Source organism: Bradyrhizobium macuxiense (assembly GCF_007993935.1).
GTDB classification, from domain to species: Bacteria; Pseudomonadota; Alphaproteobacteria; order Rhizobiales; family Xanthobacteraceae; genus Bradyrhizobium; species Bradyrhizobium macuxiense_A.
The window spans coordinates 63959-80275 of the sequence record NZ_VITY01000020.1 but is presented as its reverse complement, the minus strand read 5'-3'; the positions used below and the strand labels follow the sequence as shown (position 1 = coordinate 80275).

The following is a 16317-nucleotide window of genomic DNA, read 5'->3' as shown; positions in this document are numbered from 1 at the left end:
TTTTCGAAATTTATTAGGTGGTCGCTCTCCCGCGAGGATGGCAGGCTCTTCGCAACCATGGCAGTCGTTCGTTTAGCTGATTGCTAAAATTTCGAAAATATGATCATGGTGCGCAGGATGCGTCTTGGGTAGGTCAGGATGTCACAGGCAGAAGTTGATGTAGCAGTAATCGGTCTTGGCCCTGTCGGTGCGGTTTTGGCCGCCCTGCTCGGGCAACAAGGCATGACGGTTCTTGCAATTGATAAACAGGACCATGTCTATCCGTTGCCGCGAGCAATCGGTCTCGATCATGAAGTGATGCGCGTATTGCAGGGGCTGGGACTGGCTGAACGAATTGCCCCTTACGTGATGCCGTATCGGCCGACTGAGTATCACGGATTGGGCGGTGAGATCATTGCTCGCTATGACTCCGTGCCGCCGCCTCATGCACAAGGTTGGGCACCAGGCTATGTTTTCAATCAACCCAAGCTTGAGCAGATCATTCGAGAAACCTTGGCAGAGCTGCCTGGCGTGACTGTCAGGCTCGCGACGGAGCTCCTGGCCCTCACGCAGCATGACGATCATGTTGGACTCTCGGTCGCAGCGCCTCACGGCAAGATCGAGACCCATCGCGCTCGGTATGTTGTCGGTTGCGACGGCGGACCAAGCTTCGTTCGCAAGATCCTCGGTGGCACGCTTCAATCCCTGGACTTCGATGAACCGTGGCTGGTCGTGGATGTGCTCGCCAATGAGGAGGCCCTAGGTCGACTGCCGCAGACGATGGTGCAGTATTGCAATCCGGCCAGGCCAATGACCTATGTCGTCGGCACCGGTAACCATCGGCGGTGGGAAATCATGCTTCTGCCCGGGGAGCGGCCGGAACAAATGAACCAAACTGAGGTCATTTGGCGGCTGCTCGAGCGATGGCTGAAGCCTGGTGATGGCGAGTTGTGGCGTTCCGCGACCTATGTATTCCACGCTCTCGTCGCGCACGAATGGCGAAAAGGCCGCGTGCTCCTTGCTGGTGATGCCGCTCATATGACCCCACCCTTCTTGGCACAAGGGATGTGTCAGGGGGTCCGCGATGCCGCCAATCTGGCATGGAAGCTTGCAAGCGTCATCAGACAGGGTGGATCCGACGTTCTTCTGGATACATATCAGGAGGAGCGCCGTCCGCATGTCATGACGACGACATCCACTGCGAAGATCCTTGGCCGGGTCATTTGCGAACTCGATCCGAAGAAAGCACTTGAGAGAGATCGAAGCATGCGAGCGCCTCCAGGTCAGCAGCTGCCGGTCAAGTATCGCCAAGAGTTTCTGCCTCCGCTACTAGCGGGCGCCTTGATGCGTGAACAAGGACTTCCGGTCGGTACGCTAATCCCGCAGCCCAAGGTTCTCGTGCCGGGGGGCGTCACTTTGCTGGACGATCTCGTTGGATCGCAAATGCGACTTGTTGTCCGCGCCGACGTGGACGACATTCCGGCCGCACTTTGCGGCCTCATGGATCGCTTGAATGCATCGGTGTTGAAATTGACGCGTAGCGGGGTCTCGCACCCGGTTAGCAAGCGCGAGTTCGTGATCGTCGAAGGTGACGGCCTATTGGAAAATTGGTTCGTGAGACATCAACTGCTGGCCGTGTTCGTGCGACCCGACAATTACGTCTTTGGGGTCGCGAGAAGCAGCTCGGAGTTCTTGAATCTCGGTGAGAATATTGAGCGCGTTCTTCTTCGGGATGAGCAAGCGAACTTGCGAAATTTCGCTACCCGCCAATAGGATGTCATTGGTGCAGAACGAGGCGGGACTCCGGCACTTCCCACCGCGGCGATATTCGTTGGACAGAAGAATGCGCTGCGAGGCCATCAAGCGAACTGCCTGTCGACGCCGAGAATGGAAGTATTGCTGACCACCAAGCAAGACGGGGTTCGTGCAGCCGTGCCGGCGTCATCGCAGGCGCCCCGCCGGTCGACCAGCGGACGCGTGCCTTATCGTCATAAGTCGTTGGGCCGCGCTGCTTCTTAGGCACCTCCAGCCGCCAATCCGTCAAAATCTTCTGTCCGATCGATGATTTGAAAAGATCCAGGGGCCCTTTTTGGGCAGCCAGGCCGATTTCGAAAATAACGCTGAGCTTCATGCGCGATCCTCCTAATCGCTCCGAGGGAAGGTTGAGATATGGCCGATTTCTATTGACTTGTAATAGGTTTGACATGGTGATAGGTTTTCGAAAATCAAAGCATCATCGATGTGATGCCATTCTATAGGGGCGGGAATTGAGAAGGCTAATTCTGCTTGTCGTTGCCCTGTTCGCCCTCGTTCAGCCTGCGAGGGCTCAGGGCAAAATGGTCATTGGCATCGATGTCTCAACGACCGGGCCCGCAGCGGCTTTGGGCGTGCCTGGCCAGAATGCGCTTGATTTTGTTCCACGGGCGATAAGCGGTTTGCCACTCCAGTTGATGGTGCTGGATGATGGTGGAGATCCCACAGCGGCCGCCAATAATACACGGCGCTTTGTTATTGAAGCCAACGCGGACGTACTCATCGGCGGCTCTACGGTTCCGCCAACGCTGGCGATGGCGGCGGTCGCTAATGAGGTCGGGGTTCTTCACCTTGGGCAGTCGCCCTTCATCGTGACGCCGAAGCTGGCGAAGTGGTCAGTCTCGCTGCCTCAGCCGGCCCGGATCGCTGCGCAAGCGATCTACGATCACATGAAAGCCAATGGTGTGAAGACCGTCGGGTTCATCGGTTATTCCGACGCGTTCGGAGATCAGTGGCGCAATGATCTTGCGACCTTCGGGGCTCCCATGGGGCTCAATGTCGTGGATGAACAACGTTTCGCTCGACCGGATACGTCCGTTGTCGGGCAAGTGCTGCGTCTGATCGCTAGCAATCCTGATGCTGTCATTGTTGGCGCTTCAGGTACCGCGGCCGCGCTTCCGCAATTGACGTTGCGCGAGCGAGGCTATCAAGGGCCGATCTATCACACCAATGGCACCGCTACCGATCTAATCCGTATCGCAGGAAAAGCTGCCGAAGGCGCGTATGTGGCGACCGGGTTGACCATGGCGCCAGAGTCGCAACCGGAGAATTCCGAAACCAGGAAATTGGCTGTCGCATTCAACGGACAATATGAAGGCAAGTACGGCCCGAACACCCGCAATCAGTTCGCGGCCAATATGTACAGCGCCTTCTTGATACTTCAGCGCATTGTCCCTGTCGCCCTGGAGAAGGCCAAACCGGGCAGCAGCGAGTTTCGCGAGGCGCTTCGGCGGGCTTTGCTTGCGGAACGCGACTTCGTCACGACAGAAGGGGTCTATAACTTTACCGAGAATGATCGTAACGGGTTGGATCCGCGTTCGCGCGTTCTCGTGACGGTCAAGAACGGGAAGTTCGAAGTGGTGAGGTGAATGCGGATCGCGCCACGCGATGAGTGCGGAAGGTGCGCTGCGATCGAAGACAACGACGGTCCACCATCCTTCGCACGCTCAGGCCATGGAACACTTTCGAGGAGAGGATTTCGTTCCTCAAGGAATCCCGCTGAAGGGGGAAAGCTAATGAATCTGATTGAAGGTCACCTCGCGATCGACCCTCCTTCCGGCGTGCCGGTGTGGGATATTGATCCGTATGACCCGGCCATCTTGTCGGATCCCAGGGAATATTACGCTGAGCTGCGATCCAAGGGCCCCTTTGCATACATTCCGCGTTATTCGATTCTGGCCTGCGGCCGTTATGGAGAAACCAAGGAGGTCTTTTCGGATTGGAGTCGTTTCGTTTCCTCACGGGGGGTGGGCATTCTGGATTTGAAGTTCGCGGCGCCATTTCAAGCCAGGAGCATCATAATCGATGTCGATCCTCCGTATCACGCGAAGACCAGAACGGTTCTGGCAAGAGCGATGTCGCCGCGGGCGGTCGCAGAACTCAAGGAGAAGTTCCGTGAGGATGCCGAGCGGCTGGTCGATTCCTTGATCGGAAGGGGGACTTTTGACGCCGTTCAGGACCTTGCCGAAGTGTTTCCGACGAATGTGTTCCCGAGGGCTGCCGGCCTCAAGGAGACTGACCGCCGCCGTCTGATCGACTACGGGGCTATGGTCTTCAACGCGATCGGTCCGGAAAACGACCTGCGACGGAAAGCCATGAAAAGGGTGGAGGAAATCCTTCCCTGGGTCATGGAGCGAACAAAACGCGACATGATCGAGCCGGAAACGTTCGGTGCAACCATCTACGCTGCCGCCGACGAGGGGGAAATCACCGAGCAGGAGGCAGGCATGCTTGTGCGCGCGCTGCTCGGGGCAGGAATCGACACAACCGTGACCGGGATTGGCAACGCATTATGGTGCCTGGGGCAAAATCCGGACGCTTTCGAGTTGCTCAAGGAAGATCCAAACTTGGCGCGGCCGGCGTTTGAGGAAACGCTGCGCTACACGTCACCGGTATCAGCCTTCTACCGTACGGCCAATTGCGACACCGAGGTCAGCGGCACAAGAATCGTCGAGGGCTCAAAGATTCTCTGCGTTTTGGGCTCTGCCAATCTCGATGAGTCCCACTGGCCCAACGCTGACCGCTTTGATATCAGGCGCCGCCCATTTGGACATCTTGCTCTCGGCACTGGAATTCACGGGTGCGTTGGTCAGAACGTAGCTCGTGCCGAGGTCGACGCTGTTCTGACGGCCATCGCCCGTAAGGTCAATCGAATCGAATTCGCCGGAGAGGCCGTTTGGCGTCCGAACAACGCGATGCATGCGCTCGATCGCATGCCTATGACCTTTGTGCCCAACTAGATGGTAAGCCATGAAAGTGACGTATGTGATGTCGAGCGGCGAGAGGATCGCGCTCGAAGCTACCGATGGTGACACCCTCATGCGCACGGCAATCGTCAATAACGTTGACGGTATTATCGGCGAATGCGGTGGCTCCATGATGTGCGGCACTTGTCATGTGTTCGTCCACGAGCCCCATTTAGCCCAGTTGCCGGAGCCATCGGTCGGCGAGCTTGAGCTGCTCGATTGCGCGGTCTTGGAGCGACGAGAGAACAGCCGGCTGTCGTGTCAGATCCAGGCATGCTCCGATTTGGACGGCATTGTCGTCACGGTGCCTGGTTCTCAGCGTTGAATGCTAGCCGTATCGCGCGCAGGAGTCCGGCATCTCGGCCGGGTGCGACCGCGGAATCATTCGCACAGATTCCGCGATCGTGCATACGTGAGAGGGGCCCAAAGGTGTAAATCTCCTTGCTAATTGAAAGGGTCTGTAATGCATCCCCTGTGGAGCACCGAAGGTGATGGAGTTGGGCAGCTATCGGCCGTCGAGACTTGGCTGTTAGCCCTGGCAGGCGTGCTAGCCAATCTTGCATTGTTGATCGCAATTTTTCTGGCAAGTAACAGTTGATGTTTGAAGCGTCTCGCAAAAGCGGAAACGCGGCCCGCCACCGCGCCCAATGCCGCTGGCGTGCCGCCGAGACTATTTGGGGCCGTTTCAGACTTCGACGGACATCGAGATAAGGGCCGCTCCCGTTGCAGGCAGCGGCCCTTGCCTCTTTGACGAGTTATCCGGATAGTTTGCCGAAGCGGAAGCTCGATAGCGCCCAGCTGTCCAGAAAATCGGGCTGATGATAAACCAAGGTGGCAGTTTCCTCCTCTGCGGCGCCAAGCGCAACCATCAGCGGGATCAGGTGATCCTCCTGCGGATGAGCGAGCCGCGCATGCGGTGCCTGGGTCCAACCCACGACCCGCTGCCGGCGTTCGGCCGCCGAAACCTGGAGCAGCGTCTGCTGCAACCATTCGTCAAACTGGCGGGATGGTTCGACCGCGACAGGCCCGCGCAGCCCGAGATTGTGGAAGCTCGAGCCGCTGCCGACGATCATGACGCCTTGGTCCCGGAGCGGAGCGAGCAAACGGCCGACCGAAAGATGTGTTTGAGGATCAAGATCCTGCCGGACCGACAGTTGTACAATCGGCACATCGCCGGCGGGGTAGAGCGGCTGCATCAGGCTGAATGTACCGTGATCGAACCCGCGTTCGTGGTCGCTTCCGCAAGCGATGCCACCTGCCTCCAGCATCGCGCGGACCTGCATCGCAAGTTCGGGTGATCCAGGTGCGTCGTATTTGATGTGATAGAGGTGCTCGGGGAAGCCGTGATAGTCATATTCCATACCGGGGAAAGCACTCGAAGAGACGGCAAACTCCGGTGTTTCCCAATGACCCGATACCACGAGCACTGCCCGCACGGCCGTGCCCCATTCCTGGCGGATGGCGAGCAACGCCCGCTCAAGCTTGTCGAAGCGACCGCGCATGGCTCCTTCCATGTAGGGCCAAGGGCCACCGCCATGCGACAGATAGTACGTCGGAAGTCGTCGCGTGGACATGGTCATGCCCTCACAAGGTTCGAACGCGTGGTCGACAGCCGGTCCAGACTCCACGCGCCGGCGCCGGCAAACCCGAGATAGAGGAATACGAAGCAAAACAGGATCGCGGGCTCGCCATTATTGACCGCCGGCCAGAAGCTCTGGGGCGCGTGAAAAAGGAAGTACGCAACGGCCATTTCGCCTGAGCAGATGAAGGCTGCCGTTCGGGTGAACAGGCCCACGGCGATCAGGGCACCACCAGCGATTTCGAGGACCGCGGCGACGACCAGTATCAGAGGAAGGGGAGTCGGCAGCCCGGGTACAGGGGCGGGGAATTCAAAAAGCTTCATCAGTCCATGCTCGATAAACAGCAGGGCGGTGATGATACGTACGACGGCGAGCACACGGGGGGACCAGGTTTCGAAACTAATCATCGGCTCTAAGCTCCAGTTGAAGGAGCCTCATGGTTACTGTTTCTTGCCAATTGATCATCAGCGATGTTGTTGATGCATCATTTCCATTTTGGAAATGGTCGTGCTAGGGTACCGAATGGATACGCTGATGAATATTCGCGTGTTTTGCGCCGTGGCCGAGCTCAAGAGCTTCACGTTGGCGGCCCGCCGCCTGGGCGTCTCTCCTGCGATGGCGAGCAAGCATGTCGTGCATCTTGAGGCACGTCTTTCGGCGCGCTTGCTCAATCGCACGAGCAGGCACGTTAGTCTCACCGAAACCGGCGCGTTGTTCTTCGAGCAAGCGCGGTTGATGATGGATGGATTTGACGAACTGGAAGCCGCCGTCCGTCAGACCGCGGTTTCGCCAAAAGGCCGCTTGCGGCTGACTGCACCGGTGTGGATGGCAAGTGCGCTGTTTGCGCGCGTCTTGGCCGATTACCGTGCACGCTATCCGGACGTGACGCTAGAGGTCGACCTCAGCGGCCGATTGGTCAATCTGATCGAGGATGGATTCGATCTCGCGCTGCGGGTAACGGCTTCTCCCGATCCCGGCTTGATCGCACGGACGATCGCCAACGTGCCGTTCTGTCTGGTCGCTTCACGCGGCTTCCTGGAGGAACATGGCCGGCCTGTTTCGCTCGAGGCTCTGAAGGGGGCGCCCTTGCTCGCCTACAGCTTGGCGCATGCCGACGGGACCTTGACGCAAGATACAGCGCAAGGGCGCAAAGTGATCAAGTTTAGGCCGGTCCTCCAGAGCGCTAATGAAACGCTCATGCACCAGGCCTGTCTCCAAGGTATGGGCTACGCCTTTTTGCCGAAGTGGTTGATTGCGGATGATCTGGCCGAAGGGCGGTTGGAATGGGTACTCCCAGACAAGCTGCCTTTTGCGGGCCGTCTGCTCGCCGTCTATCCAACTCGCAAATATCTGTCGGCCAAGGTGCGCAGCTTCCTTGACTTCATCGCGCGCGATGCCCGATTGAAATAACGGCCGACATGTAGGGTTGGTCGAACGTGGCCATTCGTCCTGACGGTACATTTGTGCATTGTACCCCAATGCTGCCGCGGTTCGGCAGCGGCGCGGCTGTCTTCCGCAGCGGGCTGCTACAAGGACGCCGTAGCCGAGATTGCGGCAGCGATGCGGGACAAGGCGGCAGCAGGTGGTGATGCTCGGTTCAAACCGATCAGACGGTTCTCGAGATCGGTAACCGCTATCTCGGCCAATTTGCTCGCAAACTAACCATCCCGTGCGGACCATCAGTTTCTTGAAGGCAGTCTCCACCGGAGAGTGTCGGCTCGCTCGCCGAGACGCTGGTCTACGGGTGGGCCACCATCCATGTAGCCGGCAGCGCAGTATCCAGGCGCGGCGTGAAGGGCAGGACGACCGGCGAGATTGTCCGGGTGCTGCTACTTCTGGCACTGGTCTACGCACTCTCGATCCACAAGCAGAAATGCTGCGGGCATCACTCTCGCATTCATTCAAGTCGAGAAAGAATGTCTTGCAATTGACGCATTTCTTGAAGGGAAGCGCACGACTAGAGTTGCCGCACCCCAGCAAACGACCAACAAGGGGGGGCGCGATCGCCAAGCATCAGCAACGCGATGACCGGCGTATTCGAATTCTGAGCCCGAAACGCTTCCCCGTGGACACATGTCGACCGCGGGGATCTCCAGTGAGGCCGCCGAGATGGGGAAATGGTTCGAGCAGGTCAAGCAGTGCTTTGGCGAGCTGACGAGTAAGCGTGTAGCGAGCGATTAGATGCGCATTTGGCACCAGTCCGTCACAGAACTCGAGGCGCTTCCTCACTATGCGGAATCGCTTGCGCGCCGCTTTGCGGCTGTTGCAGGGCCGGGTGTCGAGATCGTCCTTCATGGCGTACCGATCGGGACTTACGGAACCTCCTCTCCCGCACAGGCTCTCGAGTATCCGCGTGAGAGAACTCGTGTTGCGAATGTCGTGCTTGGGCAGGTCGAACGTGCCGAACGTGAAGGATTCGATGCTGTCATGATCGCTTCGTTTGCCGAGCCCGCGCTGCGCGAGGCTCGAGCGGTTCTTGATATCCCGGTTACCTCGATGATGGAGAGCTGTCTCCTGGCCGGCTGCTCAGTCGCGCCGCTGATTGGAATCATAACGATCTCGCCAGCAGGCGCGCGGATGCTGAGAGAGTGTGTCGACCGCCATCAACTTCATACACGAATTGTAGGGATCGTCAGCCTCGATCCAGCTTTCGATGAATTCGATCTACAGCGCGCTTTTGGCGAGCCTGAGAAGGTTCGGGCGGCCTTCGAGAGCGCTGCTCGCAAGGTGATCAATGCGGGGGCGGACGTCATTATTCCGGGAGAAGGCGTGCTGAACGAGCTCGTCGCGCATTTGGACATTCGGGATCTGGACCGCGTGGGAGTGATAGATGCGACCGCGCTCACGCTGATGCATACCGAGATGTTGGTACGAGCTTATCAGAGATCCGTGCTGCGCACTGGACGACGGTGGGCGTACCCCAAGGTGCCGGCCGATCTCAGAGATGCGCTCGACACGCCTAGGAGGAGGGGATGAAGCACGCCTCGCCTATGGATACAGGTGCAGCTTCATCTGAGAGCCTTTCAGATAGATAGCAGGAAATACTCATGATCAAACGAAATGTCCCTTTTTGCCAAGTGCCATTTGATGCGGTCCGATCTTGGCTTGAGCGGGCGCGCGCAGGTCTCGCCCCCTCCTCCGCCGCCGCCGTCACAAGGGTCGTGGCATTGGGGCGCGCCGTGGGCGCGGCTCCGGGCGCGATTATGAACCCACAGCATCGCTCGCTCGGGTTGGGGGGGCTGCCGCAATGATCAAGATCAAGGTGGATTTCGCTCGATGCGATGCCAACGGCTCGTGTGCGGCACTTATGCCCGATGTCTTCGAGATCGGTGAAGACGGCGCCTTGAAGCTACTCAAGAGCGAGGTCGAGGAGAGCCGTAAGAACGAGGTCGAGGAAGTGATCTTGTGCTGTCCGATGGGGGCAATCTCGCGCGTATCGGACACACTCCCGGTCATGGAGCCGTTCTCGGCAGAATCGCAGGTGCATATCGGGGGATCGCTCGACGGCAAGCCGCTGGCCTTCGGCTCGGCGGGATATGTCGTGCTCGGCTACGCACTTGCCGCCCGCGTGCTTCGCGATTCGCGGTTCAAAAATGCGGCGCTCGATCTGATGGAGAAGTTTGGCATTACGGCCGGGCCCGTGCATGAATTCCGTTCACGAAGCGTCCTGATGGCGGAAGGCCCGCAACATATGCGGCTCAGGGCGCCCCTGGCCCGCTTTATGGGGCCCAATACCGTGGAGGCCATCAGGGACGTTCTCAGGGGCATCCTCGGGGACATCATGCATGGCATGAGCGGACAGATCCCGTTTCATACGGCCGTCGCGGACCCTATTCCCGCGCGCATCTACTGTCATCTGGCCGGTGCTCCAACCACCGACACTCCGAAGGTTGCTAGCCTTTCAGCGCGTACTTTGTCGCTCCTCAGCCGCGACCGGAGCCTCGCTCCGGTGATCTTGGCGGCGTACGACGAGCTGTTCGACTACTTGCGAAACCTGTTCGCACGCAAGAAAGCGGACGGTCTCGGTAGTGATATGCTTTCCTTTCTGATCAAGGAGCAGGAGGCCGGCAAGCTTTCGCCGGAAGAGCTCCTGAATGAGGCGACGGCGATGCTCGAAGCCAGCTCCGTCAATACCTCCCACCAGATTGGCCTTACCGTGTGGGCTCTCCTGCGCGATCGTGACGTCTGGTCCAAGATCAGAAGCGATCCATCGCTCATCCCCGCGGCTGTCGTCGAAGCCACCAGGCTGTTTCCGAGACCGGGCGTCGTGAGCAGGATCGCCACGGAAAGCATCGATCTCGACGGAACCGTGATCCCGCAGGGCATGGACGTTCACGTTGCAATTTGGTCTGCCAATCGCGATCCAGAGCGTTTCGAGCGGCCTAATGAATTCGACCTGCATCGAGAGAGAAACCAACCGCTCACATTCAGTACGGGTGCGCACGGATGCTTGGGCCAGAGCCTAGCACGGGTCGAGATGGAGGAAGTCGTCCGTTATCTCGCAGCGCACTACCCGAACTCGGTTGTCGTCGACGATGCGACCGAGGTCGCACAGGTTGGTGGTCGGTGGCTGGTCAAGTCGCTTACCGTCGATCTAAGGTAATGAATACTACGATGCCGCAGACGACTTGTGATGTAGCCATTGTCGGCGGGTCGATCGCTGGGTTGCGTGCAGCGCAGACGGTCGCCGGCTATGCACCCGACCTCACCATCACAATGATCAGTGACGAAGCGCATCTTCCATATGAACGGCCTCCTTTGTCGAAGGTCGGCCTGACGAACCCTCTGTCGCTCGATACGCTGACTTATCCGGCCGTTAACGACCTAAAGAGCCATGGGGTCAACTTCATGCTCGGTACGAGGGCCGTCGGACTGGATGTCGACGCGAGAACGATACGCCACTCGTCCGGAGCACTCCAGTATCGGTCGCTCGTGATCGCCACGGGCTGCGAGGCAGTCATACCACCTGCATTGTCCGGCCGGCCGGATACCTTCCCACTGAGATGCTACGACGATGCGGTGTCTCTTCGTAGTGCACTCGCTGATCCCGTAAAGTCGGTGGCTATAGTAGGCGCAGGCTTCATCGGCGGTGAACTGGCGTCGATGCTGGCGACTGAAGGACGACAGGTCTCGCTTGTCGATCTTGCGCGAAAGCCACTCGGTAGGTTCGGTGAGGCCGTATTCAAAAGCTACGAAGCGCTCCATCGCAAGGCCGGTATCGAGCTCTACTTCGGAGAACAGGCGGTCGGTGTCGAAAAGCAGGACAGTCGCCGTGTCCTCAATCTCGGCGACGGGACTGGAGTTCCTGCCGACGTGATCGTCGTCGGCGTCGGCGTTAGGCCATCGACCGGATGGTTGGAGAGATCGGGGTTGCGCCTCGACGATGGCATTCTCTGTGACACCACGTTGCGCGCGGCCGATCATGTATTCGCGGCAGGTGATACGGTCCGATGGTGGAACCAGCGTTGGGGGGCGGACATGAGGGTCGAACATTGGACCAACGCGGCGGAGCAAGGTCGCGTAGCCGGCGTCAACGCCGCAAATGACGTTCTTGGATGGCCGCTAGAGGTCTGCGCCAACATTCCATATTTCTGGTCGGATCAGCACGGCGTGCGGATCCAGTTTGCCGGCTATCGCACCGGCGACGAGGAGATCACCGAAAGTCAAAACGCCGGAGGCTCTCTTTTTCTGTACAGACAAGGCGACATCGTCACGGGAGTGTTGGCGTTCGAGCGTCGTGCGGAGTTTGTAAGGATCCGAACGATGCTGAGAAATGAACTGAGCTGGCAGGCGGCCAGTTCGCTCGTCTCCTGAGCAGGCCTGTGACGACGAAGGCTACATGGTCGGCAAGTTTCGGCGAGCTGCCGGCGCATCAGTCGGTTCTGATTGCGCGACGAACTGCGGGGAAACTGACGCAGCTCGACGACAGCGGGGATAGCTGGCGGGGCTTTCACCTCGCTCGAAGCCCAATGCGTTTAACAGATCCAGGAGAGGCGAAACATGACGGGTAGGCTTTCCGGCAAGACGGCCATCGTGACCGGCGCCGGATCGGGGATCGGTCGCGCGACTGCGATTCGTTTTGCGCAGGAAGGCGCCTCCGTTGTTGCGGCGGGCCTACCCGAGGGGCTTGACGAAACCGTCGAGTTTTGCCGGGAGGCGGGGGTCCGCGCCGTCGCCGCCGTCGCGGATGTCAGTCAAGCGACCTCGGGAGAAGCCATCCTTGAGGCTGCGCTCGGCATTTCGAGCTGTGCCAATGTTTTGGTGAACAACGTAGGAATTGCCGGGACGACTGCGGCTTACGATACCACGGACGAAGAGTTCGACCGCGTCTTCGACGTCAATCTCAAGAGCGTGTTGCGCGTCTCACGACCGTTTCTGCAGTTATGCCGCTCCCAAAGTGCCCCTGCGTCAATCGTTAACATTTCCTCGGTCCAGGGGATTCTTGGTTTCCCCAACAACGCCTCCTACGCGGCGACGAAGGCCGGGATGATCGGCCTGACCAGGCAAATGGCCAACGACTGCGCCCGCTTTAACGTTCGCGTCAACGTCGTCGCACCAGGCATTATCGACACGCCACGGACAGAAGAACGTCTTCGCGACAGCCCCGCATTCAGAAAGCTGTCCGTGCAATCGACTCCCTTGGGGCGGCCGGGCCGAGCGGATGAGGTTGCCGCGGCGTGTCTCTTTCTCGCCAGCGATGACGCCAGCTTCATCACCGGACAGATCCTCGCTGTCGATGGGGGCGCATCTGCCACAGTCTTTCGGTCCTAGTCGAATGCAAATGTACGATTGCACGAAGGTCGTCCGCTTCGGCGGAGGGCCGCATGACGGCTGCTTCTTTATCACGCAACTCCAACTGTTGAGTAAAGGCATTTGCTCGCGGCTCGCGCCGTACAACTCCGTAGAAAACCGTGATCCATGTTGAATGAAGACGGAAAGGACAATCATGACCTGCGCAGAGACTGTCACGATCGTCGGCGCTGGCCCTGTCGGGCTTATCGCTGCACTCGGATTGGCGAAGTCCGGAGTCAGTGTCACTGTGTTGGAGCGGGCGAACGGCATCATCGAATCGCCGCGCGCAATCACGTACCATTGGTCTTGTCTTGAAGGCTTGTCAGAGTTGGGTCTGCTCGATGATGCGTTGCGGGTTGGGTTTTCGAAGCAAGACTACAGCTACATCGAATTTGCGACCGGTGAACGCATCGATTTCAGCTTGGACGTGTTGGAGGGTCTCACCAAGTTTCCATACAACCTTCATCTCGGTCAGCACCGGCTCGCAGAGATCGCTCTGCGGAAGCTCGCGGCTTGTCCGAATGTGACCGTTCACTGGGGCGTCGACGTCACGGACGTCAAACAAAATGCCGAAGGCGTTTCGGTTGATGCCATTGGACCTGACGGAAAAGTCGAGTTCCGCAGTGGCTGGCTTGTTGGCGCCGATGGTGCGGGTAGTACGGTTCGAAGCAAGATCGGCCTGGAATTCGACGGCATCACTTGGCCGAAACGCTTTGTCGCAGCGAATCTCCGTCTCGATTTCGCCAAGTACGGTTTTGCTCGAACGACATTTCTGATCGATTCCACGTATGGAGCCATCATCGTCAAGCTCGATCAAAAGGACCTGTGGCGATGCACCTACAGTGAGGATTTGAACCTCCCCGAGGAGAGTATTCCGGAGCGCCTGAGGAAGTTCTTGGAGGTCATCGTCCCGGCGGCAAAGGACGACTATGCGCTGGACGCCTATTCACCCTATCGAATGCACCAACGTGCCGCCTCGACGTTTCGCGTTGGCCGGGTGCTGCTCGCTGGTGACGCGGCCCATGCTACCAATCCCAGCGGTGGCTACGGCCTGGTTGGTGGGCTGTTCGATGTGTACGCGCTCTACAAAGCCCTTGCCGCCGTGGTGCAAGGCCGTGCAGGCGACGAGACGCTCGACAGGTATGCGGAAGATCGTCGCCGGGTCTTTCTGGAGATCGTCTCGCCGGCTGCATCGGAGACCAAGCGGATGATTTTTGATACCAGCGATCCGGTACAACGTGCTGCCGATATGGCGAAGATTCGAAGCCTTGCCACGGATCGGGCCACGTTAGTCGATCGGTTGTTGCTGACGTCGCGGATGAGCTCGGAGCCCGTGACCCTATCCAGAACGTCTCCGCAGCGCGAGACGATTTGAGTTTTTCAACCGATCCGCACAAGTGGGCTCTGGAGCGCCTGCTGGCGCTGCGAAGCCGGAGGATCCAACGCCGAATACGACATGGAGCATCTCTTGAGCAAGCATAAGATTATCTTCGTTCCTGGGTTGGCGTCCGATGGGCGCCTGTGGCAGCCCGTGATCGACCCGCTTTCCGATATAGTAGAATCAACGATTGCCAGATGTAGCGGCAAATCGATCACTGATTTTGCTGACGAGATTCTGGCGGATGCGCCCGACGGATTTGTGATTGCCGGCATTTCGATGGGAGGGTACGTGGCGCTTGAGGTAGCTCTGCGAGGCGACACGCGGCTGGCGGGCGTTGCCCTTCTGAATACGAATGCGAGACCGGCTTCCACGCTCCAGTTGCAGCGCTCAACTGCGCTTCTTGAGGATGCCAGGCGTGGTTTGTTTGACGCGGTCGCCGGTAAGCTTGCGGAGACCGTTGCAGGGGGAAAAGTCGAAGTCGCGGCCTTCGCCGCTGCGATGGCTCGTAGGCTTGGGTGCGATGGGTATCTGCGACAGCAACAGGCTGTACTCAATCGTCCAGATCAACGCAGCCTATTGCCGCAGATCGCCGTTCCGACGCTGGTGATAGCCGGTGATGACGACCGCATTTGTCCACCTAGCCTGGCCAATGAGATCGCGCGATCGGTGCCAGGGGCCGAACTGGAGATTTTCCCTTGTGGGCATCTCTCGACCGTCGAAGTTCCGGAGATGGTGTCGGCAAGCCTGCGCGATTGGCTTTCACGGCGAATCGAGGCCCGGGCGTGATCATTTCCGTAGCCAAACCCGATCGCGTGCGCCGCGGGCATGGCCAGCCGATTGGCGACCATTTCTGCCGACGAGCCGTCCGCAGACCGGCGCCATGCGGGTGTAGGGCGCATGGGTGTTGGTCGACGCAGGGATGCGTCCCGGCCCTTTCGCTCTTTGGACAGGGCTAGCGGGGCACCCATGCGAAATCTGGATCGCAACACGATCACGGAAGCGGTGCTCGCACGTCACGCTGATACGACGAACCCGCGCCTCAAAGAAATCATGACGAGTTTGGTAAATCACCTGCACGACTTCGCACGTGACGTGAGATTGACCGAGGAGGAGTGGCTCCTGGGCATTGAATTTCTGACCAGGTGTGGTCAAATCAGCGGCGACAAGCGCCAGGAATTCATTCTGCTATCCGATGTCCTCGGCCTTTCGATGCTGACGGTGGCGCTCAACAACGACAAGCCCGTTGGCTGCACCGAAGCTACGGTGTTCGGACCCTTTCATGTCGAAGGCGCGCCCCGCTATGAGCTGGGCGCGGATATTTCCAACGGCGCGCGTGGCGTTCCTTGTTTGGTGCGAGGCACCGTGCGTGGCCTCACTGGAGAGGCGGTCGCCAACGCACACATCGACGTTTGGCAGTCGGATGAGGATGGCCTCTACGACGTTCAGCACCCCGAGATCGGCCACGCGCAGGCGCGAGGTATTCTGAGCTCGAATGGCGAGGGGGAGTACTGGTTCAAATCTATCCTCGCCGTTCCCTATGCAATCCCGCACGACGGGCCTGTTGGCGAGCTGCTCATCGCCACAGGGCGGCATCCGTGGCGGCCGGCTCATCTGCACTTTCTGATCAAGGCGGCCGGCTACGAGACGTTGATCACGCATGTGTTCCGCAGCGATGACCAATATCTCGACTCCGACGCGGTGTTTGGGGTGCGCCAGTCGCTGATCACGGATTGGACGCGCCAGGCAGACGGCACGTACTTGCTGGAACATGACTTTGTGCTGAATCCGACACGGGTGACGGGGTAAT

General features: G+C 59.0%; 15 protein-coding genes. 12 read left to right on the top strand and 3 right to left on the bottom strand.

Translation table 11 applies throughout. The features are described from left to right. Nucleotides 1-138: 138 nt before the first annotated feature. Nucleotides 139-1752: a bifunctional 3-(3-hydroxy-phenyl)propionate/3-hydroxycinnamic acid hydroxylase gene (locus tag FBZ93_RS36785; RefSeq protein ID WP_146992283.1), complete on the top strand. Its 1614-nt coding sequence runs from the start codon at nt 139-141 to the stop codon at nt 1750-1752. Nucleotides 1753-1756: 4 nt separating this feature from the next. Here FBZ93_RS36785 and FBZ93_RS36780 read toward each other — a convergent pair whose 3' ends face one another. After that, nucleotides 1757-2110, bottom strand: a complete 354-nt coding sequence (locus FBZ93_RS36780) for a hypothetical protein (RefSeq protein WP_146992282.1) — start codon at nt 2108-2110, stop codon at nt 1757-1759. A 205-nt stretch (nt 2111-2315) separates the two neighbouring features. Between FBZ93_RS36780 and FBZ93_RS36775 the strand changes: the two genes are divergently transcribed. From FBZ93_RS36775 to FBZ93_RS36765, 3 genes are all read left to right on the top strand, one after another. Next, nucleotides 2316-3380: an ABC transporter substrate-binding protein gene (locus tag FBZ93_RS36775; protein WP_146992281.1), complete on the top strand. Its 1065-nt coding sequence runs from the start codon at nt 2316-2318 to the stop codon at nt 3378-3380. Nucleotides 3381-3527: 147 nt separating this feature from the next. Further along, nucleotides 3528-4751, top strand: a complete 1224-nt coding sequence (locus FBZ93_RS36770) for a cytochrome P450 (protein WP_146992280.1) — start codon at nt 3528-3530, stop codon at nt 4749-4751. Between the two features lie 10 nt (nt 4752-4761). Further along, entirely contained in the window at nt 4762-5082 is a 321-nt protein-coding gene (locus FBZ93_RS36765; RefSeq protein ID WP_146992279.1) for a 2Fe-2S iron-sulfur cluster-binding protein, read from the top strand. Between the two features lie 430 nt (nt 5083-5512). Here the strand turns inward: FBZ93_RS36765 and FBZ93_RS36760 are convergent, their stop codons facing one another. Together FBZ93_RS36760 and FBZ93_RS36755 are read right to left on the bottom strand one after the other, a co-directional pair. Beyond that, entirely contained in the window at nt 5513-6331 is an 819-nt protein-coding gene (locus FBZ93_RS36760) for a DODA-type extradiol aromatic ring-opening family dioxygenase (protein WP_146992396.1), read from the bottom strand. A gap of 2 nt (nt 6332-6333) precedes the next feature. After that, on the bottom strand, nt 6334-6744 hold the full coding sequence (locus FBZ93_RS36755) for a DoxX family protein (RefSeq protein WP_146992278.1): 411 nt from the start codon (nt 6742-6744) through the stop codon (nt 6334-6336). 115 nt (nt 6745-6859) lie between these two features. On the opposite strand from FBZ93_RS36755, the gene FBZ93_RS36750 reads away from it, so the two are divergent. From FBZ93_RS36750 to FBZ93_RS36715, 8 genes are all read left to right on the top strand, one after another. Further along, a complete protein-coding gene (locus FBZ93_RS36750) occupies nt 6860-7747 on the top strand; it encodes a LysR family transcriptional regulator (protein ID WP_146992277.1) in 888 nt (295 codons plus the stop codon). Nucleotides 7748-8518: 771 nt separating this feature from the next. Beyond that, nucleotides 8519-9313, top strand: a complete 795-nt coding sequence (locus FBZ93_RS36745; protein ID WP_146992276.1) for an aspartate/glutamate racemase family protein — start codon at nt 8519-8521, stop codon at nt 9311-9313. A 271-nt stretch (nt 9314-9584) separates the two neighbouring features. Further along, on the top strand, nt 9585-10940 hold the full coding sequence (locus tag FBZ93_RS36740) for a cytochrome P450 (RefSeq protein WP_146992275.1): 1356 nt from the start codon (nt 9585-9587) through the stop codon (nt 10938-10940). Nucleotides 10941-10951: 11 nt separating this feature from the next. Next, nucleotides 10952-12151, top strand: a complete 1200-nt coding sequence (locus FBZ93_RS36735; RefSeq protein ID WP_146992274.1) for an NAD(P)/FAD-dependent oxidoreductase — start codon at nt 10952-10954, stop codon at nt 12149-12151. A gap of 186 nt (nt 12152-12337) precedes the next feature. Continuing rightward, entirely contained in the window at nt 12338-13108 is a 771-nt protein-coding gene (locus FBZ93_RS36730; protein ID WP_146992273.1) for an SDR family NAD(P)-dependent oxidoreductase, read from the top strand. Between the two features lie 175 nt (nt 13109-13283). Then, a complete protein-coding gene (locus FBZ93_RS36725; protein WP_167529389.1) occupies nt 13284-14504 on the top strand; it encodes an FAD-dependent oxidoreductase in 1221 nt (406 codons plus the stop codon). A 93-nt stretch (nt 14505-14597) separates the two neighbouring features. Further along, nucleotides 14598-15296: an alpha/beta fold hydrolase gene (locus tag FBZ93_RS36720; RefSeq protein WP_167529388.1), complete on the top strand. Its 699-nt coding sequence runs from the start codon at nt 14598-14600 to the stop codon at nt 15294-15296. A 180-nt stretch (nt 15297-15476) separates the two neighbouring features. Beyond that, the gene (locus FBZ93_RS36715; protein WP_146992270.1) at nt 15477-16316 is read left to right on the top strand and encodes an intradiol ring-cleavage dioxygenase; all 840 of its coding nucleotides are present in this window, start codon (nt 15477-15479) and stop codon (nt 16314-16316) included. Nucleotide 16317: the final 1 nt, after the last annotated feature.